Genomic DNA, 20,088 nt, shown 5'->3' with positions numbered 1-20,088 from the left:
ATGCATTACGATCTAGGATATATCGACCTGGAACAGAGAACGCTGCAAACAATCGACAATCCGTTCGGCACGAGATTGTCACCTATGTCTTAGGTACAAACTGTTACCTATGTCTCCGGTCTGGACATGATTTTAATGGCGCACCCGACAGGATTCGAACCTGTGACCTTTGGAATCGGAATCCAACACTCTATCCAGCTGAGCTACGGGTGCAGCGGTCACGCTTGAATCGCGTGCAGCGGTTGGTTCATACCCCAGCTTTGTTTGCGCATCAATGTCTAAAAATCAGAGTTTTGCGAAACGTTGTCTGTTTTTGGGCGGAACTCGTTGTGGGGCGTGTTTCGCGGCGGCCGCCGCCCTTTGCGCGGTGGCGGGGCGATGCGTCGTTTGACGTATTGTTTTTTGTTGGAACGGGGTTTCTCTTATAAGTAGTATGTTATTGCCGGGTCGAAACGCTGTTTTGCCGCCTTCATGAAGAGGTGCTCGGATGAGGTCAACGCCTTTCAAAAGCGGCTCGGGAAGCGGTTTTATCCCCTCAAAATTGGCGGGTAAATAGTCATACTTATTTTGCTCGCCGCGTGGCGATCCGGTGTCTGGGTTTGCGTCGTCGGCGATTAACTGTCAAATTATTATACAATATTAGTATCATCTACATTTATTTGGGATACAGTTTCGTGACGTTGTCGGTTATGATTTCGGCAAGGTAAAGGAACGAATCAGGCGGGGGATCGGATGGCTTTGCGATTGGCACACAGCAACGGGCCGCGGACGGAAAAGGCCGAAAACGGCAGCGCGGAAGCGGCGCATATCACGGCTATCGACTATGGGTTGCTGACGACTGCGATCAGCTATCATTTGCGGCACTCGCAACTTGCCGTGGCAAACGGTTTTGCCGATGTGCTGGCGGAGCAGGGATTGCGGCCGGCCGATTTTTCCGTTCTCGTCATCGTCGGCGGCAATCCGGGTCTCAAGCAGAGCGATGTGGCCGAAGCGCTCGGCATACAGCGCGCCAATTTCGTCGCCATCGTCGACAGCATGGAAGAGAAGGGACTACTCGTCCGCCGCAAATCGGAAGAGGACAGGCGCGTTCACTTCCTCGACATGACGGAGGAGGGCAGCAACCTTCTCGACCGGCTTTCCAACACCTGGCGGGATCGTGAGGACAAGCTGATCGACAGGATCGGCGGCAAGAAGGCCCGCGATCAGCTTCTGGCGCTGCTCGGACGCCTGCGCGACTGACATTCGAAGAGAGCGATGGGTCACAATGGCGCAGGCAGCCGCAAGGTGCGGCCTGGTTTGCAGATATTCCTGTCTTCCCATGTCTGCGGCGCCGGTGACGATCTTGCTGCGCTGGTCTTTCACGCGAGCCTGATCGGCGGCGGGGCTGAATTGCGTTGCAATTTTCCTGTGAAACCGCCAAGACGCGTAAGCATCTTCACGCCGTTGGGCGTGGAACCGCAATCATGCGATCGACTGGAGAGGCCCGGGACGGGAACGCCATGCTGAATATCGATACGAGTCATCCGCTTTATCGTCCCTTGTGGGTCCGGTTGCTCATCGTCGGCTTTTGCGCCGCATGGGCCGTCATCGAATTCGTCAATCGCGAGTTTTTCTGGGGAACCATCGTTGCCGGCATCGGGGCCTATGCGGCCTATGAATTGTTGCTGAAGTTCAAACCCGCTAGCGATGCCGCCAAAAGCGGGGACGGCACGAATGAGCACGCCGCCGAAAGCGCGCCCGCCGACAAGAACGATGCGGGCTGAAGCGCCTTCTATCTTTCGTTTGAGGTATCTTGCGGGATAAGGCCGTCCGTCACTTTTACCGGAAATGCTCCCGCGCCCGCAGCATCCTTATCGCCTGGTCGATCAGGAGATTGGCAGCCGTCATGCGCAGCGTCGCATTGTGCCGGAACTGCGGTTTCACCCGGTCGGGATGATTGAGGCGGGCAAAGGCGCGACGCTTCTCCGCAAGCGTTGCGGCCGTGTCCGCGTCGTGGATCGCCAGTTCCACCGAAACATCGGCAAGCGACGTCTTTTCGAGATGAGCCGGCATCGGTTCCGGTTCGGGTTCCTGCTCCGGTTCCGGCGGCGGCGCGGGGTCGGCCAGGAAGGCGAGATAGGCATCGAGATTGCCGTTCGCGGGCGGTGGCGCTTCTATCTGGGTATCGACAACGAACCCCGAGCTGAAACCGGCAATACGGTGGCCGGCGGGCGGTGAAGGCTCCGCGCCTTGTTCTTCCTCCTCCTGTTTTAGTCTTTCGACGACCGATTGGAAAACGGATTGTCCGAAGAGCATGCGGCTGTTCCCTGCGCCGGCCTCAATGATCCGGCCTTCATAGGGGATGAAGGTGGAGTCGGGCTTGCCATCTCGTCATGTGGTGGTCAGTTTGCGGCTTTCATCCAGAACCAGATCGTAAAGCAGGCGGGCGCTGGGCGGCAAAACACGGCCCTTGGTGGTGATGATGCTGTAGGGCTTAACAACGAGCTCGAAATCCGTCGGCAATATTCGGGTTCGGCCGATATCCGCCTGCTGGCCGGTAACGAATTCGGCCATGTCCTGGGCAATCGGGGCGATGGCGTCCGTGTTGCAGACAAGCGCAAGGGTGAGCACCACGGATGGCGTGTTGATGACGTTGCGCGGCATGGCGACGCCGTGGGTAAGGAACACATCTTCCATGGTTCTGCGTAAAAGCGCGCCGGGCGGCTGGAAGACCCAGTCGTAGCCGGAAAGGTCTTGCAAGGTCACGGGCGCGCCCTGAAGCAGCGGGTGACCTTCGCGCACCACCAGACAGGCGCGTTCTATGCCGATTTCATGGATGGAAAAGAGGCCGGGATCGAAATCGTCGGGAATGCGGCCGATGATGAAATCGTGGCGGGCCGCCAGCAGTTCGCGGGCCAGCACGTTGCTGCTTTCCACCTGCACGTTGATTTCGATGCCGGGATAGGTGTCCATGGCGCGCCTTATGGCGGGAACGACGAGGCTGATCGCCGGTGCAGTGACGGCGCCGATATAGACCGAGCCGCCGCTGCCGGATTTCATCTGGTTCAGTTCGCGGCTCGCCTCGCGCAGCTCCAGCAATATGGTGCGCGCCCGGCGCGCCAGCGCCTCGCCGAATTTCGTCAACACCACGCCGCGCGACGCCCGCTGACAGAGGGGTGATTTGACGATCGCCTCCATTTCCGAAAGCATGCGCGAGGCTGCAGGCTGCGTCATGTTCATGGCCGCGGCGGCCGCGCTCACCTGTCCGTGTTCCTCGATCATGACCAGCATGCGCAGGTGGCTCATCTTCAATCCGGCCCGCAGCAAGGGGTTGTCTTCAAAGACGAAAAGGGCCTCTGTTGTTTGCGCTTGCTCATACACTTTTAGGTTGTTCATTCGTCGTTTTATACCCCTCATCGGTTTTTGTATCGATTTAATATATCATAATTGATATATGGAAACTGATTTATTCTATTTGACAGTTATATGGATTCAGAACAATTTGCGGAATGCCGGGGAGGAGCGGCAGCTGTTCCATTTCGCAATTGCGAAATCGGAGTGAGCGCGATGCGGCTTCTTCCTCTGACGGCATGAATTTCATGGTGCACCGCAGCATGCGGGCTCCAGAGAAGGGCTCAAGGGAGAGAGTTTATGAAGTCCATTATTTCGCTGATGGCGGCTTGTGCCATCGGTGCTGCTTCTTTCGCAGCGCCGGCTTTCGCGCAGGACAAGGGTTCCGTTGGTATCGCCATGCCGACCAAGTCGTCCGCACGCTGGATCGACGACGGCAACAACATCGTAAAGCAGCTGCAGGAAGCCGGTTACACGACCGATCTGCAATATGCCGATGACGATATTCCGAACCAGCTTTCCCAGATCGAAAACATGGTCACCAAGGGCGTCAAGGTCCTCGTGATCGCATCGATCGACGGCACGACGCTGTCGGACGTCCTCAAGCAGGCCGGCGAGCAGGGTATCAAGGTCATCGCTTATGACCGCCTTATCCGCAACAGCGGCGACGTCAGCTACTACGCGACCTTCGACAACTTCCAGGTCGGCGTTCTGCAGGCGACTTCGATCGTCGACAAGCTCGGTCTGAAGGACGGCAAGGGTCCGTTCAACATCGAACTCTTCGGCGGCTCTCCGGACGACAACAACGCCTTCTTCTTCTATGACGGCGCGATGTCGGTTCTCCAGCCATACATCGACAGCGGCAAGCTTGTCGTGAAGTCCGGCCAGATGGGCATGGACAAGGTCGGTACGCTGCGTTGGGACCCGGCAACGGCCCAGGCCCGCATGGACAACCTGCTTTCGGCTTATTACACCGACGCCAAGGTTGACGCCGTCCTGTCGCCTTACGACGGTCTTTCCATCGGCATCATCTCCTCGCTGAAGGGCGTTGGTTATGGCACGAAGGACCAGCCGCTGCCGGTCGTTTCCGGTCAGGACGCTGAAGTTCCTTCCGTCAAGTCGATCATTGCCGGCGAACAGTATTCCACTATCTTCAAGGACACCCGCGAACTCGCCAAGGTGACCGTGAACATGGTCAACGCTGTCATGGAAGGCAAGGAGCCTGAGGTAAACGACACCAAGACCTATGAAAATGGCGTCAAGGTTGTTCCGTCCTACCTGCTGAAGCCGGTGGCCGTGACCAAGGAGAACTACAAGCAGGTTCTCGTCGATGGTGGTTATTACACCGAAGATCAGCTGAAATAAGCTCGACACACATGCGGGGATGGCTTGGCGTCATCCCCGTTTTTCCATAAAAATAAAAACGCCTGAATTAATCGGGCGCTGGATTGCGATATGGCCAATACCATTCTCGAAATGCGGAACATCACCAAGACGTTTCCGGGCGTGAAAGCGCTTGAGAACGTCAATCTCAAGGTTAAAGAGGGTGAGATCCACGCACTCGTCGGTGAGAACGGCGCAGGGAAGTCGACCTTGATGAAGGTCCTTTCCGGTGTTTACCCCGCCGGTACCTATGAGGGCGAAATCCACTATGAAGGCGCAGTGCGAAACTTTCGCGCCATCAACGACAGCGAAGATATTGGTATCATCATCATTCACCAGGAGCTGGCGCTCGTACCGCTCCTGTCGATTGCAGAAAACATCTTCCTCGGCAACGAAGTCGCCACGAATGGCGTCATCAGCTGGCAGCAGACCTTCAACCGCACCCGCGAACTTTTAAAGAAGGTGGGCCTGAAGGAATCGCCGGAGACGCTGATCACCGATATCGGCGTCGGCAAGCAGCAGCTGGTCGAAATCGCCAAGGCGCTGTCGAAGAGCGTGAAGCTGCTTATCCTCGACGAGCCGACGGCGTCGCTCAACGAAAGCGATTCCGAGGCGCTGCTGAACCTGTTGATGGAATTCCGCAAGCAGGGCATGACCTCGATCATCATCACCCACAAGCTCAACGAAGTGCGCAAGGTGGCCGACCAGATCACCGTGCTGCGCGACGGCATGACGGTGAAGACACTCGACTGCCACCAGGAAGAAATCAGCGAGGATGTCATCATCCGCAACATGGTGGGGCGCGATCTCGAAGATCGTTATCCGCCGCGCGACGTGCCGATCGGCGAGACCATTTTCGAAGTGAAGAACTGGAACGCCTATCACCAGCAGCACCGCGACCGCCAGGTTCTGCATGATATCAACGTGACCGTGCGCAAGGGAGAAGTCGTTGGCATAGCCGGTCTGATGGGTGCCGGGCGCACCGAATTCGCCATGAGCGTGTTCGGCAAGTCCTATGGTCACAAGATCAGCGGCGAGGTGCTGATCGACGGCAAGCCCGTTGACGTCAGCACCGTGCGCAAGGCGATCGATGCCGGTCTTGCCTATGTGACGGAAGACCGCAAGCATCTCGGTCTCGTGCTCAACGACAACATCCTGCACAATACCACGCTTGCCAATCTGGCCGGTGTGTCGAATGCAAGCATCATCGACGACATCAAGGAAATGAAGGTGGCGAGCGATTTTCGCACGCGTCTTCGCATCCGGTCTTCAGGCATTTTCCAGGAAACGGTCAATCTTTCGGGCGGCAACCAGCAGAAGGTCGTGCTCTCCAAGTGGCTGTTCTCCGATCCCGACGTCCTGATCCTCGATGAACCGACCCGCGGTATCGATGTCGGCGCGAAATACGAAATTTACACCATCATCAACCAGCTCGCTGCCGACGGCAAAGGCGTTCTGATGATCTCATCGGAAATGCCCGAACTGCTCGGCAATTGCGACCGCATCTACGTCATGAACGAAGGCCGCATCGTCGCTGAATTGCCGAAGGGAGAGGCGAGCCAGGAAAGCATCATGCGCGCTATCATGCGCTCAGGGGAGAAGAACTCATGAGTTCGGCAAACACAACAAACGAAGAAAGTAACGTCGTCTCGGTCACGTCCTATATTCGCTCCAATATCCGCGAATACGGCATGCTGATCGCGCTCGTCGCCATCATGGTTTTCTTCCAGTTCTACACCGGCGGCATCCTGTTCCGCCCTGTGAACCTGACCAACCTCATCCTGCAGAACTCGTTCATCGTCATCATGGCGCTGGGCATGCTGCTGGTCATCGTGGCGGGGCATATCGACCTTTCGGTCGGCTCCATCGTCGCCTTTGTCGGCGCGATAGCCGCCATATTGACCGTGCAATGGGGTATGAACCCGTTTCTGGCGGCGCTGATTTGTCTTGTCATCGGCGGCATCATCGGTGCTGCCCAGGGTTACTGGATCGCCTATCACCGTATTCCGTCGTTCATCGTGACGCTGGCGGGCATGCTGGTGTTTCGCGGCCTGACGCTGTTTGTGCTTGGCGGCAAGAATATCGGCCCGTTCCCTGCCGATTTCCAGATCATCAGCACCGGCTTCCTGCCTGACATCGGCGGCATTGAAGGTCTCAACACCACCTCGATGATCCTGACGATACTGATTACGGTCGTCATGTTCTATCTCGCATGGCGTCGCCGCGTGGTGAACGTGAAGCACGGCATCAATGTCGAGCCTTTCGGTTTCTTCATCGCCGAGAACCTTTTGATCGCGGCCGCGATCCTGTTCCTCGGCTACCAGCTTTCCACCTATCGCGGCCTGCCGAACGTGCTGATCGTGATGCTGGTTCTGATCGCGCTTTATAGCTTCGTAACACGTCGCACCACCATCGGTCGCCGCGTCTACGCCATGGGCGGCAATGAGAAGGCGACCAAGCTTTCGGGTATCAACACCGAACGCCTGAGCTTCCTCACCTTCGTCAACATGGGCGTGCTGGCGGGTCTTGCCGGCATGATCATCGCGACCCGCCTCAATTCGGCGACGCCGAAGGCCGGCGTGGGCTTCGAGCTTGACGTCATCGCGGCCTGCTTCATCGGCGGCGCTTCGGCATCCGGCGGCGTTGGCAAAATCACCGGCGCAGTCATCGGCGCCTTCATCATGGGTGTCATGAACAACGGCATGTCGATCGTCGGCCTCGGCATCGACTTCCAGCAGATGGTCAAGGGCCTCGTGCTGCTCGCCGCCGTGTTCTTCGACGTTTACAACAAGAACAAGGGCTGATCGGCTCACTCCTATCGCAGTCCGAAAAGTGGCCGGTTTCCGGCCACTTTCATAAGATGCAGGCGCAAGGCGCCGCTTAGAAGAGATAAAGGCGCCTAGCGCCGGAGGAAGGAAATCCCGTGCTCATTTCACAGATCAAAGATGCCAGCGGCAACATCACCGTAGCGGTTCGCGAAGAAGGCGGGCAGGCGCACGCCGTCAAGGGTGCGGCGTCGGTTTACGCGCTTGCCATGGAAGCCGCCAATGGCGGCAAGAGCCTTGCCGACGTCATTTCCGCCCATGGTCTCGGCGATGCCGTCGATCTTGAAAAGGCTTATGCCGAAGGTCGTTTCCTGCCGCCGATCACCCATCCCGATCCGGCGCATCTGCATCTGACCGGCACCGGCCTTACCCATCTGGGGTCGGCCGCGACCCGCGACAGCATGCACAAGAAGACCACGGAAGCGGCAGAAGAAAGCCTGACGGATTCCATGAAGATGTTCCGCATGGGTCTGGAAAACGGCAAGCCCAAGGCTGGCGAAAAGGGCGTTCAGCCCGAGTGGTTCTATAAGGGCAACGGCCACGTGGCGGCAGCACCGGGTGCGGCGCTTACCTCTCCATCCTTCGCGCTCGATGGTGGCGAAGAGCCTGAGATGGCCGGCATCTACGTGATTTCCGACAAGGGTGAAGCGGTGCGCATCGGTTTTGCCGTGTCGAACGAGTTTTCCGATCACGTTACCGAGCGGATCAACTATCTGTACCTCGCCCATTCCAAGCTGCGTCCGGCAAGCTTCGGCCCGGAAATCCGCGTCGGCGCCCCGCCGTCGGATATTCGCGGCACTTCGCGCATCCGTCGCGGCGACAAGGTCATCTTCGAAAAGCCCTTCGTTTCGGGTGAGGACAACATGTCCCACACCTTCGCGAACCTCGAATATCACCACTTCAAATACGGCCTGTTCCGCGCCCCCGGTGACGTTCATGTGCATATGTTCGGCACCGCGACGCTTTCCTTCGCAGACGGCATCAAACCGGAAGCGGGCGACGTCTTCGAAATCGAAGCCGCCGGTTTCGGCCTGCCTCTGAAGAATCCGCTGGCCGTTGACGCGGAAGAAGAGATCAGCGTTCGGCAGATATGATCTGCAGGCCATCTTTGCGAATGATGGGGGGAGCTATTGCTCCCTCCATTCGTCCACACAAGGCCGGAATGACGCAAGTCATATTGTCTGCGTCAGGTTACCGTGAGGCAAAATCCTCCAGATGCGAAACATCCGCCAATGAGACAACGGCGCGGTTCTGCCAGTAATCGTCTTCCTTCAAATGCGTGATGCTTCCGGGGCGCGCCGGAAAGCTGACATAACCGGCGCTGTCGATCGGCATCTTGATCCATGCCGCGATGACGAATGTTAGAGCGAAGCCATGGGTCACGATGATCTGCGTGGCGCATGGCCGCGCGATGATCATGTCTACGGCCCGATATACCCTTTCGGCGAATTCGCGCCGGGTCTCGCCATCGGCTATGCCGCCGCGGTGATCTAGACGATTATGGTGCGGTGCCGGGATTTGGCGGTCGTCCAGCCATTGCTGCGGCATACCCTCGGCTTCGCCGTAGCTCATTTCCCGCAAGTCCCGCGTGAATTCGATCGGCTGACCAAAGCCTTCGGCGATGATCTCGGCCGTCTGTGAGGCCCGAAGCAGGTCGGAGCTGAAGATTTCCACGGGCTCGCCGCCAACCAGCGTCGCCAGCCTGGCGGCCGCCGCTGCCGCACCGGCTCTGCCGAGCGGCGTCAGTTCGGTATCATACCAGCCGCCAACCTTGTTTTCGATGTGGTGAAAGGATTGCGGGTGCGTCACCACAAAAATGTTCTTCACGATTGTCTCCTGTTGTCGTCAGGCCTGTTCAATTCCCCATAGCTTGCCTTCGCCAACTTCCACGGAGTTGCCCGCAGGGTCGCGGATATAAACGGAATAGCTGTCATTCGGCCAGCGGTGGTAATGTTCGATGGGGATTCCGAATGCTTCAAAACGCGTCTTCCAGGCATCCACGTCCTGTTTGTCTTTCGCATAAAAGCAGAAGTGGCCTTCGCCTGCCGCGCCATGGCGGGGAATGGGATTTTCTGGATCAGCCTTGCGCGACTTCTCGGGATCGAAAACCAGCAACATCTGCTGCCCACATCTGAAAAACACAAATTGCCCGGGCAGTTTGCGGACGATCTCCAGCTCGAAGACATCCCGGTAAAAGGCTTCGGCGGCATCGAGATCGTCCACATAAATTGCGGTTTCCATGATGGCTGCTGGCGGTCGCATGGTCCCTCCGATGGTTCAGACGCGGTGGCGAATGATGGACAAATGGCAGGCGGCGTCACGTCTTGTAGGTCAGCACCGTCAGATCGTGTTTGCCGACGCCACGTTCCAGAACGGTCCAGCCGCAGTTGACATAATAGTCTTCGAGTCCCCGCTGGCAGCAGAGATAGCTGGTCTCGTGGCCAAGTTTGGCCGCCCTTTGCGTCGCGGCCTGCAACAAGGCTCGCGCCACGCCCGAGCGCCGACGGTCTTCTTCCACCCACAGGGCTGCGACCCAGGGCAGATATTGCGGACGCTCTTCCAGGTCGCAATGAATGAGGAAGGAGGAGCCGACATAATCGCCGCCGTCATGGGCGACAAAGCCGGTGGGCAGCGCATGGGGGTTGGTCATGTCCTTCAGGTGCTCGGCGACGTTGCCCACCTGAAGGCCGCTATCCTGCCACCAGGCCGTCCAGACCCTTTCTGCTATGATGGGTCCATGCGACTGGCAGTCGCGATAGTCGGAAATGCTGTACAATGCCGTCTCCCGGCCGACTTTCCTCCCGCGGGTGGAAGCCGGATCATGCTTTCAAATCGATGCGGGGATTAAACCGGGTGGGACGGCGTTTCGCAACCGCCAACTTGTCGCGTCGGATCAGAGTTTCGTTGCCGTCACATGCAGCCATGCGGTCGGGAGCTGGTCGTAACCGCTGCCCTGCCTTGCCTCGATCTCCACCGTCGCCCAGCCAAACTGGCCGTAAACGTCTTCAAGCCAGGGCTTCGAAGGGTAATTGTAATAACGGCCGAACATGTCGCGGCCTTCCGCTTCTCCCGCCTTGAAGCTGGCGTAAAAAACGCCGCCCCGTTTCAGCGCGATGTGGATGCGACCGATAATGCCCGGCAGGGCAGGGCGGGGCACATGCAGCAGGCAGGCATTGGCCCAGACGCCGTCATATCGCTCACGCTCGTCCATATCCTCGAACAGCAATGTCCGGACAGGAATGCCGAGCCGGGCCTGCGCCGCTTTGGCGATTTCAGGCGTTCCATCGGTGGGGTGGACATCGTAACCGGCGGCCAGCATGAATTCGCTGTCCTGCCCGCCGCCGCATCCCAGTTCTAGAATGCTTGCACCCTCGTGAAGCCGCGCCAGGAATGTTTCCAGATGCGGGCGATCTGCCGCCTGCCCGCGCGAGGTATAGGCTGCGGCGTTACCCGTATAAAAGCCGATTGTATCGTCGTCCTTGGCAACCATGGTCTCAGCTTTGCGACTGGCTCTGGCCCTGCGATTGCTGCACGGTGACCGACACATTCAGGGTCTCACCGGCAGGGCCGACGCGCATACCGGATATAGGCGCGCAATCGCGGTAGCAGAGGCCGGATGCGATGCGGACGTAACGGTCATCGGGGCAGATATTGTTGGCAGCGTCGAAGCCCACCCAGCCCAGCCCCTGAAGATGAACCTCGGCCCAGGCGTGGGTGGCGGTCTGTTCCTCCACCTCTTCCATCATCAGATAACCGGAAACATAACGCGCGGGCAGGCCCATCAGCCGGGCTGCGGAAATCAGGATATGGGCATGGTCCTGGCAGACGCCCTTGCCCGCTTCCAGCGCCGCTTCCGCCGTGGTTTCGATATCGGTCGCGCCGGGCATATACTCCACCTTGCGGTGAATATTTTCCATGAGGTCGTGCAGGCGGGCCAGCTCGCTGTCGCCGGCGCTCACCTTCACCAGTTCGCGCACCAGCTTTCCCGGTTTGGTAAGCGGCGTCTCTCGCAGGAAAAGCCAGAGCGGTGCGTTGCCGATGTGGTGTCCGAACACGCCCGCCTTGTCCTGCGTGCTCACCGTGCCGCTTGCCACGACCTTCACCCGCTTTTGCGGGCCTTCGGTTTCCACCAGCGCAACGCGGTTGCCGAAATGGTCGTCATAGGCCACTTCGACGGTGGCGCCATCGACCGAGACATCCCAGTTTTCCACCGTCTGGCCCGGGCCGGTCCGCGGCGTCAGGCGCAGCCGCTGCAACGCATAGGGCATCGGCTCGTCATAGACATATTCCGTCGTATGGGTGATTTTCAGACGCATAAGCTGTCCCCGTCCACGCGCTTATTGATAGAAGCGGTAGCCTTCCGTGATTTCCTGTCCCAGTTGGCCGTTGCGGTTGACGAACCTCTCCAGAAATTCGTGCAGGCCCTCGTCCATGACCCGGGCGATGGTGGTCGCGCGCAGGCTGTCGCGAATGCTTTCCGCCGTGTCATGCGCCTTGTGCCTCTCGCTGTAATCCTCGGCTATATGGTTGAGGTTGCTGGCGATCTTTTCATAACAATAGGCCAGCGAGCGCGGCATGCGGCCATTGAGAATGAGGAAGTCGGCAATATTGGCCGGCTTGTATTCCGCATCGTAGACCCAGCCATAGGAACGGTGCGCCGAGACCGAACGCAGGATGGATTCCCACTGCGCATTGTCCAGCGACGACCCCACATGGGCGACCGCCGGCAGCAGCACGTAATATTTGACGTCGAGAATGCGGGCCGTGTTGTCCGCCCGCTCGATGAACGTGCCAATGCGGGAGAAATTGTAAAGATCGTTGCGCAGCATCGAGCCGTGGAAGGCGCCACGCACCAGACCGGCGCGATGTTTGATGACATCGATTGTCTGCGGCAGTTCCGCGTGGTTGAGCTTACGGCCGAGGATATTCTTCAGCTCGATCCAGAATTCATTGGTGGCTTCCCATGTCTCGCGCGTCAGCGCCGTGCGCACCATGCGGGCGTTGTTGCGGCCCGCCTCTATGCAGGACATGACGCTGGAAGGGTTCGATTTTTCCCGAAGCAGATAATCGATCGCATCCGCCGTCGTCACCTTCTCTTGCTTTTCGAGAAAGGCTTCGCGCACGCCCGCACTTTGTAGCACGCCATCCCAGTCCTCATCGCCGCTGCCGCTGCGCGTCAATGAAACGCGCAGGCCCGCATCGATCAGCCGGGCGATGTTTTCAGCGCGCTCGATGTACCGGAACATCCAGTAGAGCCCGTTTGCCGTTCTGCCCAGCATGGCTTAATCCTCCAGTACCCAGGTATCCTTGGTGCCGCCGCCCTGGCTGGAATTGACCACCAGCGAGCCCTTTTTCAGCGCCACGCGGGTCAGGCCGCCGGGAATGATCTGCACCTTGTCCGAGACGAGCACGTAGGGGCGCAGATCGACATGGCGCGGCGCGATGCCGTTTTTCACCATGATAGGCACGGTGGAGAGCGACAGCGTCGGCTGCGCGATGTAATTCGAGGGGCGCGCCCGCAGCTTATCGGCAAACAGTGCGCGTTCGCGTTTCGTCGCCGTGGGGCCGACCAGCATGCCGTAACCGCCCGAACCGTGGACTTCCTTGACAACCAGTTCGGCGAGGTTGTCGAGCACATATTTCAGGCTGTCGGGCTCGGAACAGCGCCAGGTCGGCACATTTTCCAGGAGCGGCTTGCGGCCGGTATAGAACTCGACGATCTCGGGCATGTAGGAATAGATCGCCTTGTCGTCGGAAATGCCGGTGCCGGGGGCATTGGCGATGGTGATGTTGCCGGCGCGGTAGACATCCATGATGCCGGGCACGCCGAGCGCCGAATCCGGCCGGAAGGTCAGCGGATCGAGGAAGTCGTCGTCGACGCGACGATAGAGAACGTCGATTGCTTCATAACCGCGGGTGGTGCGCATCTTGACCTTGCCGTCCATGACACGCAGGTCGGATCCTTCCACCAGCTCCACGCCCATCATGTCGGCGAGGAAGGAATGTTCGTAATAGGCGGAATTGTAGATGCCGGGGGTCAGCACCGCGACGCGCGGCTTGCCGGTGCAGCCAGGCGGGGCGAGCGAGGCGAGCGACTGGCGCAGCAGATAGGGGTAATCCTCCACCCGCCGCACGCGGTTTTCATGGAAGAGTTCCGGGAACATCTGCATCATCGTCTCGCGGTTTTCCAGCATATAGCTGACACCGGAAGGCGTGCGGGCATTGTCTTCCAGAACGTAGAACTGGTCTTCGCCGGTGCGGACAATGTCAGTGCCGACAATGTGGGTATAGACACCGCCGGGCGGGGTGAAGCCGATCATTTCCGGCAGGAACGCTTCGTTCTTCTCGATGATTTCGCGGGGAATGCGCCCGGCGCGGATGATTTCCTGTTTGTGATAGATATCGTCGAGGAAAGCATTGAGGGCGAGGACGCGTTGTTCGATGCCCTGGGCCAGTTTGCGCCACTCGCGGCCGGAGATGATGCGCGGGATGATATCGAAGGGGATCAGTTTTTCTGAACTGTCGGCATGGCCATAGACTGCGAAAGTAATACCGGTTTTTCGAAAGATGTTTTCCGCGTCTTTTGATTTCTGGATCAGGTGCGCCCTGTCCTGTCGGCTGTACCACTCGTTATAGTTTTCATATGGGCTTCGCGGCGTGTCGTCCGCATTTATCATTTCGTCAAATGCCAACTTCGATGTCCCCTTTTTTGCCATTTGAATACAACGAGAAATGCAATGCAAGAACTATGCAGGCCTCCCCGAGAAGATTTTTTGTCGCCTTAGAGTTTTAAAAAAGAAGCGTTTTTTGGGTTTCAGCCTATAAATGCGGCATTGGCAAATTGGTTGCGCGGTGGCGAGGGGTGTAATGAGGTGGCCGTGCTGTGTACGCCCTGGGCGAATGCATAAATTTTAGTCGATCGCTTTCGATTGAAGAATGTCGGACGTTGCATCAGAAAATCTGAAAGATGTGATCACCAAAACACCTTTGACCTTTTTTTCGGATGCGGATACCGCCTTGCTGAATACTCAGCTCGATCACGCGCGGGTTTTGCGTCAAGTCGAAGAAGTGTCAATTCGCCGCCTGTCCTAACACCGCGTTCGGTTACGGGCATCGTGCGGCACAGGGGATGTTCCCATGTCGCTCGACCGTCTGGCTCCGGCCATCTTCGTCTTTCTCTGGTCGACCGGCTGGGTCACCGCCAAATATGCGGTCTATTATACCGGACCGCTCACCTTTCTCTGTCTGCGCTATCTGCTGGCGGGGGCGCTGCTGTGGGTGATCTGCCGCGTTTCCTCCATCCAGTGGCCTCAGCGACGTGCCGATGTCTTCCGGGCGATCCTGTCCGGCGTCTTCCTGCACGGTCTTTATCTCGGCATGATCTGGTGGGCGATCGGGCAGGGCGTGCCGGCGGCGATCGGCGGTATCATCGCCGGTCTGCAGCCGCTGATGACGGCGGTGGCCGCCCGTTTCATGATCGGTGAGAAAATCTCGCCCCTGCAGCGCGCCGGCCTGCTTATCGGCTTTGCCGGCATCGCCATTGCCGTGCTGCCGAAGGTCATGGCCACCGGTGCTGTCGGCCTGTCGGTGCCGCTCTACGCCGTGGCGGTCAATGTGCTGGGCATGACGTCGGTGACCTATGGCACGCTCTACCAGAAGAAATATGTCCATGGCGGAAACATCATGGCGGTAGCCACGCTGCAATATGTCGGTGCGTTGCTGGTCACCGTTCCCTTCGCGCTTCTGCTGGAGGATGGGCATGTGGACTGGAGCCTTGGCCTTGCCGCCACGCTTGCCTGGTCCGTGGGTGCGATCTCCATCGGCGCCGTGGCGTTGCTTCTTTATCTGATCCGGCGCGGGCAGGTCTCGCGGGCCGCCTCGCTGATCTATCTCGTGCCGCCGCTTGCCGCCGTGGAAGCCGCGCTGCTTTTCGGCGAAACGCTGACACCCGCCATGATTGCCGGCACCGTTCTGGCGGTAACGGGGGTTTATCTCGCCAATCGCAGGCCTGCCGCAGCGGTTGCGACGCGTTAATTACTACAACCGCATATTAGGGGTTTGTTAACCATAAAATTATACCTCTCGTTAATCCAAAGATTTGGCGGGGGTTACATGTCTATTTCACGTCGTGGTGTTCTGTTCGGATTGCCGTTGTTTCTGGCTGGCTGCGCGAATACCGGTATTGGCCAGCAGAGGCTGAATTATGCGGCAAAGCCGGAGGAGAAATTCCCGCTTCCCGCCATGCATCTCGACAAGGTCAAGCCGGAGCTTCGTCGGCAGGAAGTCAGCTACGACACCAGACACCCGGCAGGAACGGTTGTCGTGGATACGCCGGCGCGGCGGCTTTATTACGTTATGGGCGATGGTCGCGCCATGCGTTATGGCGTCGGTGTCGGCCGGCAGGGTCTTGCACTGAAGGGCGATGCCTATATCGGCCGCAAGGCGGAATGGCCGTCCTGGACGCCGACTGCGAACATGATGCGCCGTGATCCGCGCAATCTGAAATTCGCCGGCGGTATGGCGGGCGGCCCGAATAATCCGCTCGGCGCACGCGCGCTCTATCTCTATCGCGGCGGCAACGACACCATGTTCCGTCTGCACGGCACCAACCAGCCGCAATCCATCGGCCACGCCATGTCGAGCGGCTGCATTCGCATGCTGAACCACGACATCATCGATCTTTACAGCCGCGTGCCGGTGGGTTCGAAGGTTGTTGTCTTGCAGGCATGAGGAAGAGGCGGATTTTTCCGCCTTTGGCTCGCCAGAAAATGCCTGTATCCTTGAGTTGATTTTTTCGGCAAAAGGTCAATTTTGCGCTTGAAAATCAACCATGTGTGGAATGCCTCCCTTTCTGTATTTAAGGGAGTTCTGCTATATCGGAAACGTGATTTCCGGTGTCAGAGACGTGTATCCATAAAGGCGTAAATGCACTGTATCGAGCGCGGCACCACTTCAACGGGGACACATGACCATGGCAACTTTCGACTCTCTCTCCCGCTATCGCCCGCAGGCGCTCGGGGCGCTGCGCATCATGACGGCGCTACTTTTCATTTCGCATGGAACGCAGAAGCTGTTCGGTTTTCCGGCATCGCAGATGGAAGGCTCCCTGCCGACAATGCTGCTCGTGGCGGCGCTTCTGGAATTCGTCGGCGGCGTTCTCGTGCTGATCGGCCTGTTCACGCGTCCGGTCGCCTTTATCCTGTCCGGTCAGATGGCCGTTGCCTATTTCATCGCGCATGGACCGAAGAGCTTCTTCCCGGCCCTGAACGGTGGCGACGCCGCCGTTCTGTTCTGCTTCATCTTCCTCTATCTGTTCGTTGCCGGTCCAGGCGCTTTCTCTGTGGATGAGCGCCGCGCCTGATTGGCCGAGATGGTCACTGATCTTTATCGAGGCCCCGCATGGCTGAAGCCATGCGGGGCCTTGTGTCTTGAAGTGGCAGAAACTTCGGCCGTCGCCGAAGCATTGGTGCGTGTTTTCGGGTTAGCAACGGTTCATCCTGAACGACGTTGGAAGATCGATCCGTGACCCCTCAGAACACCATAGCCCGTGAATTGCTGTTTCTCGCCTTGCTGTCCACGCTGTGGGCCGCATCCTATACTTTCATCAAGATCGGGGTGGAGACGATACCGCCGATCACCTTCATCGCGTCGCGTACGATGATAGCCGGTCTGCTGCTTTTTGCAGTGATCCGCCTGCGCGGGCTGCGTCTGCCCACGGATTTGGCGACGTGGCGGCTGTTTTTCATTCAGGCCTGCATCAACAGCGTTCTGCCCTTCACATTAATCGCCTGGGCGGAACAGAGCATCGATGCCGGGCTTGCCGTCATTCTCAATGCAACGACGCCGATCTTCACCTTTCTTCTCACCGCGCTGGTCATCCGGCACGAGGCGGTCAGCGGGCGCAAGCTGTTCGGCACCATTGCCGGCATGACGGGCGTTTGCCTCATCATCGGTATGGAAGCGCTTGATGGAGCGGGCGAGGCGATATGGAGCCAGCTCGCCGTGCTGACGGCGGCGTTTTCCTATGCCTGCGCGGCCATTTTCAGTAAAAATTTCAAAGGGCTCGATCCGATCATGCCGGCCGCCGGCTCACTCATCTGCGGTGCTGTCCTGCTGTTGCCCGTGAGCCTGATCGTTGACCGACCCTGGACATTGTCACCTTCGGCGGCTTCACTGATGGCACTTGTGTGCCTCGGCGTCTTTTCCACCGCGCTCGCCTTCATGATCTATTTCCGGCTGATGCAGACGCTCGGTTCGGTCGGCACCACGTCGCAGGCGTATCTGCGGGTCCCGGTCGGCGTCGCCATCGGTATGGCATTTCTCGGCGAGGTGCCGACCCCGGTCATGTGGGTGGGGCTCGTCTGCGTCATCGCCGGCGTGCTGGCCATGACCTTGCCGTCACGACGCCGGGCGGTTGGGCAGGGCGGTTGAGGCAAAGAAAAGCCCCGCAAAGCCTGGGCTTGCGGGGTGAAATTTAAAAGCGCCTGGGTGCACGACAACCGCATGTAGACCGAGCGGGTGCCGCTTGTTTCTTCTCCCCGAGGGGGAGAAGTCCGCGGCAGCGGGATGAGGGGGCGCCCCTCGCCGGATTTCGGAGAGCTTGCCCCCTCATCCGACCCTTCGGGCCACCTTCTCCCCGGCGGGGAGAAGAAAGGCGCGGCAGCGCCGAGCGCCTCAGAGCGACTTAGCGGTTGCGGCCGCGATTGCCGTTGCCGGAAGCGCGCTTTTCCTGGCCGTTGCCGCCAGGAGGGGCGTGGCGGTTGGCGCCGCTGCCGCCGGGCTTGCGGGCCGGGCGGCGGTGCTTGCGCGGGCCGGCCGGACGGCCTGCATCGCCTTCTGCCTGCTTCACGCGTTTGAAGTCGGAGGTGACTTCCAGATCGTTGTCGGCATCGCGCGGCGCATGGTGGCGGGACGGGCGGGATTCGCCGTTGTGACGGCCGCCTTCACGCGGGCCGCGCTGCTGGCCGCCATTGTTGTTGCGGCCGCCACGGTTGTTGTTGGGGCGCGTCGGGCTGGCAAGCACGGACGGGCGTTCGCCCGAGGCAACCGGAATATCGATCTTCATCAGCTTTTCGATGTCGTGCAGCAGGCGGGTTTCGTCCGGTGCGCAGAAAGCGATGGCGATGCCGTCACGGCCGGCGCGGGCGGTACGACCGATGCGGTGAACATAGGCGTCAGGCACTTCCGGCAGGTCGTAGTTGAAGACGTGCGTCACAGCCGGAATGTCGATGCCGCGGGCGGCAACGTCGGTTGCAACCAGAACCTTGATATCACCGTCCTTGAAGCCCTTCAGTGCCCGCTCCCGCTGGCCCTGGCTCTTGTTGCCATGGATGGAAGCGACCTTGAAGCCGATATGTTCGAGATGCTTGTAGAGCTTTTCCGCGCCATGCTTGGTGCGCAGGAAAACGATGGCGCGGCCATCCGGGTTTTCGTTCAGCGACTTTTTCAGGAGATCGGTCTTGTCGTTCTTTCCGGCAACGAAATGCACATATTGCTCGACCTTGTCGGCAGCCTTGCCCGGAGGCGTGACTTCGACCTTGACCGGATCGGTCAGGTAGCTGTGCGACAGATCGGCAATCGCCTTCGGCATGGTGGCCGAGAACAAAAGCGTCTGGCGCTTGGCCGGAACCATTCTGGAAATCTTGCGCAGATCGTGGATGAAGCCGAGATCCAGCATCTGGTCCGCTTCATCGAGCACCAGATAGGTAACCTTGGAGAGCGAGATGGCGTTGCGGGCGATGAGGTCCAGCAGACGGCCGGGGGTGGCCACCAGAATGTCCGTGCCCTTTTCGAGCTGGAGCTGCTGCTTGTTGATCGATGCGCCACCGACAACCTGGTTGATGCGCAGCGGCGTCTTCTTCACGAAAGAGCGCAGGTTTTCGCCGATCTGGTTCACCAGCTCGCGGGTGGGGGCGAGGATGAGGGTGCGGCAGGTGCGGTTTGCCGGGCGGTCGGCTTGCTTCATCAGCATTTCGATGATCGGCAGGCCGAAAGCGGCGGTCTTGCCGGTGCCGGTCTGTGCGAGGCCGATCAGGTCGCGGCCTTCAAGCAGCAGCGGAATGGCCTTTGCCTGAATAGGGGTGGGAGCGGTATAGCCAAGCTGGGTAACGCTGGCCACGATCTTTTCGGAGAGGCCGAGTTCGCTAAAACTGGTCAATATAATGCCTTTCGGGGCGCCAAAAACCATTCGTCCGGAGCAGAGCTGCTGTCCGGCGGTTTCGGCGTCAAGAACCCCGCGTGAATTGGGAACTTGTGGGTTGGAATAACTTTCTGCGCATCAGTGCGGCACATGCCGTCTTCTGTCTTCTCTGCGCTTTTCCTTCATGCGGGCCGGATACCTTAAGGGTGTTTTCCGGTCATACGCTGCAGCTCACGCGGCTGCCGAAGGTGAAAGCTTGACGGGGATGTGGGCGTTTTGCGCATCAAAGTCAAGCGATAGTTTTGTAACATGGCCGCAGGCGGGCGCATGGCAGCCATGCGCATCGGTGGCCGGCGATTGCCGCAACGACGCGGGTGCAGCCGAAGAATTATGGTTAAAAAAGGGTAACGA

The 20,088-nt window shown here is 59.0% G+C and carries 21 protein-coding genes and 1 tRNA gene; 11 read left to right on the top strand and 11 right to left on the bottom strand.

From position 1 onward, the window contains the following. Nucleotides 1-136: 136 nt before the first annotated feature. Nucleotides 137-213, bottom strand: a tRNA-Arg gene (locus PL599_RS05995). A gap of 519 nt (nucleotides 214-732) precedes the next feature. On the opposite strand from PL599_RS05995, the gene PL599_RS05990 reads away from it, so the two are divergent. Further along, the gene (locus PL599_RS05990; RefSeq protein ID WP_077981479.1) at nucleotides 733-1,239 is read left to right on the top strand and encodes a MarR family winged helix-turn-helix transcriptional regulator; all 507 of its coding nucleotides are present in this window, start codon (nucleotides 733-735) and stop codon (nucleotides 1,237-1,239) included. A gap of 260 nt (nucleotides 1,240-1,499) precedes the next feature. Then, complete coding sequence (locus PL599_RS05985) at nucleotides 1,500-1,763, top strand: hypothetical protein (RefSeq protein WP_077981480.1); 264 nt, start codon at nucleotides 1,500-1,502, stop codon at nucleotides 1,761-1,763. A 55-nt stretch (nucleotides 1,764-1,818) separates the two neighbouring features. Here the strand turns inward: PL599_RS05985 and PL599_RS05980 are convergent, their stop codons facing one another. Next, nucleotides 1,819-2,295, bottom strand: coding sequence for a hypothetical protein (locus tag PL599_RS05980; protein ID WP_191218311.1), 477 nt, complete (start codon nucleotides 2,293-2,295; stop codon nucleotides 1,819-1,821). Nucleotides 2,296-2,370: 75 nt separating this feature from the next. Continuing rightward, the gene (locus PL599_RS05975) at nucleotides 2,371-3,375 is read right to left on the bottom strand and encodes a LysR family transcriptional regulator (protein ID WP_089153201.1); all 1,005 of its coding nucleotides are present in this window, start codon (nucleotides 3,373-3,375) and stop codon (nucleotides 2,371-2,373) included. A gap of 255 nt (nucleotides 3,376-3,630) precedes the next feature. Between PL599_RS05975 and chvE the strand changes: the two genes are divergently transcribed. From chvE to araD1, 4 genes are all read left to right on the top strand, one after another. After that, entirely contained in the window at nucleotides 3,631-4,695 is a 1,065-nt protein-coding gene (chvE, locus tag PL599_RS05970; protein WP_077981484.1) for a sugar ABC transporter substrate-binding protein ChvE, read from the top strand. A 90-nt stretch (nucleotides 4,696-4,785) separates the two neighbouring features. Further along, on the top strand, nucleotides 4,786-6,324 hold the full coding sequence (gene gguA, locus PL599_RS05965) for a sugar ABC transporter ATP-binding protein GguA (protein ID WP_077981485.1): 1,539 nt from the start codon (nucleotides 4,786-4,788) through the stop codon (nucleotides 6,322-6,324). Then, entirely contained in the window at nucleotides 6,321-7,517 is a 1,197-nt protein-coding gene (gene gguB, locus PL599_RS05960; protein WP_077981486.1) for a sugar ABC transporter permease GguB, read from the top strand. Before gguA ends, gguB begins: the two co-directional genes overlap by 4 nt. Before the next feature lie 119 nt (nucleotides 7,518-7,636). Further along, nucleotides 7,637-8,632 (top strand): 2-keto-3-deoxy-L-arabinonate dehydratase AraD1, encoded by a 996-nt coding sequence (gene araD1, locus PL599_RS05955; RefSeq protein WP_077981487.1) that lies wholly within the window; start codon nucleotides 7,637-7,639, stop codon nucleotides 8,630-8,632. A gap of 97 nt (nucleotides 8,633-8,729) precedes the next feature. Here the strand turns inward: araD1 and PL599_RS05950 are convergent, their stop codons facing one another. The 7 genes from PL599_RS05950 to PL599_RS05920 all read right to left on the bottom strand — a co-directional run bounded on the left by PL599_RS05950 (nucleotide 8,730) and on the right by PL599_RS05920 (nucleotide 14,230). Then, nucleotides 8,730-9,365 carry a histidine phosphatase family protein gene (locus PL599_RS05950; RefSeq protein WP_269825453.1) on the bottom strand — a complete coding sequence of 212 codons (636 nt, stop codon included), beginning with the start codon at nucleotides 9,363-9,365 and terminating at the stop codon, nucleotides 8,730-8,732. An 18-nt stretch (nucleotides 9,366-9,383) separates the two neighbouring features. After that, nucleotides 9,384-9,800: a VOC family protein gene (locus PL599_RS05945; RefSeq protein WP_077981489.1), complete on the bottom strand. Its 417-nt coding sequence runs from the start codon at nucleotides 9,798-9,800 to the stop codon at nucleotides 9,384-9,386. A gap of 55 nt (nucleotides 9,801-9,855) precedes the next feature. Next, on the bottom strand, nucleotides 9,856-10,314 hold the full coding sequence (locus PL599_RS05940; protein ID WP_271358937.1) for a GNAT family N-acetyltransferase: 459 nt from the start codon (nucleotides 10,312-10,314) through the stop codon (nucleotides 9,856-9,858). A gap of 117 nt (nucleotides 10,315-10,431) precedes the next feature. After that, complete coding sequence (locus tag PL599_RS05935; RefSeq protein ID WP_142911789.1) at nucleotides 10,432-11,028, bottom strand: class I SAM-dependent methyltransferase; 597 nt, start codon at nucleotides 11,026-11,028, stop codon at nucleotides 10,432-10,434. Nucleotides 11,029-11,032: 4 nt separating this feature from the next. Beyond that, nucleotides 11,033-11,854, bottom strand: a complete 822-nt coding sequence (locus PL599_RS05930) for a transglutaminase family protein (protein WP_271358936.1) — start codon at nucleotides 11,852-11,854, stop codon at nucleotides 11,033-11,035. Nucleotides 11,855-11,875: 21 nt separating this feature from the next. Continuing rightward, a complete protein-coding gene (locus PL599_RS05925) occupies nucleotides 11,876-12,817 on the bottom strand; it encodes an alpha-E domain-containing protein (protein WP_077981493.1) in 942 nt (313 codons plus the stop codon). Between the two features lie 3 nt (nucleotides 12,818-12,820). Continuing rightward, on the bottom strand, nucleotides 12,821-14,230 hold the full coding sequence (locus PL599_RS05920) for a circularly permuted type 2 ATP-grasp protein (RefSeq protein WP_162520313.1): 1,410 nt from the start codon (nucleotides 14,228-14,230) through the stop codon (nucleotides 12,821-12,823). A gap of 244 nt (nucleotides 14,231-14,474) precedes the next feature. On the opposite strand from PL599_RS05920, the gene PL599_RS05915 reads away from it, so the two are divergent. From PL599_RS05915 to PL599_RS05895, 5 genes are all read left to right on the top strand, one after another. Continuing rightward, nucleotides 14,475-14,630, top strand: a complete 156-nt coding sequence (locus PL599_RS05915) for a hypothetical protein (protein ID WP_269825173.1) — start codon at nucleotides 14,475-14,477, stop codon at nucleotides 14,628-14,630. A gap of 45 nt (nucleotides 14,631-14,675) precedes the next feature. Further along, on the top strand, nucleotides 14,676-15,572 hold the full coding sequence (locus tag PL599_RS05910; RefSeq protein ID WP_269825174.1) for a DMT family transporter: 897 nt from the start codon (nucleotides 14,676-14,678) through the stop codon (nucleotides 15,570-15,572). A gap of 78 nt (nucleotides 15,573-15,650) precedes the next feature. Next, a complete protein-coding gene (locus PL599_RS05905) occupies nucleotides 15,651-16,268 on the top strand; it encodes a L,D-transpeptidase (RefSeq protein WP_077981495.1) in 618 nt (205 codons plus the stop codon). 241 nt (nucleotides 16,269-16,509) lie between these two features. Continuing rightward, nucleotides 16,510-16,899 carry a DoxX family protein gene (locus PL599_RS05900; RefSeq protein WP_162520312.1) on the top strand — a complete coding sequence of 130 codons (390 nt, stop codon included), beginning with the start codon at nucleotides 16,510-16,512 and terminating at the stop codon, nucleotides 16,897-16,899. Nucleotides 16,900-17,060: 161 nt separating this feature from the next. Then, nucleotides 17,061-17,969 (top strand): DMT family transporter, encoded by a 909-nt coding sequence (locus PL599_RS05895; protein WP_077981622.1) that lies wholly within the window; start codon nucleotides 17,061-17,063, stop codon nucleotides 17,967-17,969. 253 nt (nucleotides 17,970-18,222) lie between these two features. On the opposite strand, the gene PL599_RS05890 is transcribed toward PL599_RS05895, so the two are convergent. Next, nucleotides 18,223-19,695, bottom strand: a complete 1,473-nt coding sequence (locus PL599_RS05890) for a DEAD/DEAH box helicase (RefSeq protein WP_077981497.1) — start codon at nucleotides 19,693-19,695, stop codon at nucleotides 18,223-18,225. Nucleotides 19,696-20,088: the final 393 nt, after the last annotated feature.

The organism is Agrobacterium sp. ST15.16.055, assembly GCF_027956555.1.
In the GTDB taxonomy this organism is placed as follows: Bacteria; Pseudomonadota; Alphaproteobacteria; order Rhizobiales; family Rhizobiaceae; genus Agrobacterium; species Agrobacterium salinitolerans.
The sequence above is the reverse complement of the archived record's forward strand: the minus strand, read 5'-3'. Positions and strand labels throughout refer to the sequence as shown.

Excerpts from the sequence above, each read along its gene's own strand:
- PL599_RS05990 (WP_077981479.1), top strand. The coding sequence starts at position 733 with ATGGCTTTGCGATTGGCACACAGCAACGGGCCGCGGACGGAAAAGGCC.
- PL599_RS05985 (WP_077981480.1), top strand. The coding sequence starts at position 1,500 with ATGCTGAATATCGATACGAGTCATCCGCTTTATCGTCCCTTGTGGGTC.
- PL599_RS05980 (WP_191218311.1), bottom strand. The coding sequence starts at position 2,295 with ATGCTCTTCGGACAATCCGTTTTCCAATCGGTCGTCGAAAGACTAAAA.
- PL599_RS05975 (WP_089153201.1), bottom strand. The coding sequence starts at position 3,375 with ATGAACAACCTAAAAGTGTATGAGCAAGCGCAAACAACAGAGGCCCTT.
- chvE (WP_077981484.1), top strand. The coding sequence starts at position 3,631 with ATGAAGTCCATTATTTCGCTGATGGCGGCTTGTGCCATCGGTGCTGCT.
- gguA (WP_077981485.1), top strand. The coding sequence starts at position 4,786 with ATGGCCAATACCATTCTCGAAATGCGGAACATCACCAAGACGTTTCCG.
- gguB (WP_077981486.1), top strand. The coding sequence starts at position 6,321 with ATGAGTTCGGCAAACACAACAAACGAAGAAAGTAACGTCGTCTCGGTC.
- PL599_RS05945 (WP_077981489.1), bottom strand. The coding sequence starts at position 9,800 with ATGCGACCGCCAGCAGCCATCATGGAAACCGCAATTTATGTGGACGAT.
- PL599_RS05935 (WP_142911789.1), bottom strand. The coding sequence starts at position 11,028 with ATGGTTGCCAAGGACGACGATACAATCGGCTTTTATACGGGTAACGCC.
- PL599_RS05930 (WP_271358936.1), bottom strand. The coding sequence starts at position 11,854 with ATGCGTCTGAAAATCACCCATACGACGGAATATGTCTATGACGAGCCG.
- PL599_RS05925 (WP_077981493.1), bottom strand. The coding sequence starts at position 12,817 with ATGCTGGGCAGAACGGCAAACGGGCTCTACTGGATGTTCCGGTACATC.
- PL599_RS05915 (WP_269825173.1), top strand. The coding sequence starts at position 14,475 with ATGTCGGACGTTGCATCAGAAAATCTGAAAGATGTGATCACCAAAACA.
- PL599_RS05910 (WP_269825174.1), top strand. The coding sequence starts at position 14,676 with ATGTCGCTCGACCGTCTGGCTCCGGCCATCTTCGTCTTTCTCTGGTCG.
- PL599_RS05905 (WP_077981495.1), top strand. The coding sequence starts at position 15,651 with ATGTCTATTTCACGTCGTGGTGTTCTGTTCGGATTGCCGTTGTTTCTG.
- PL599_RS05900 (WP_162520312.1), top strand. The coding sequence starts at position 16,510 with ATGGCAACTTTCGACTCTCTCTCCCGCTATCGCCCGCAGGCGCTCGGG.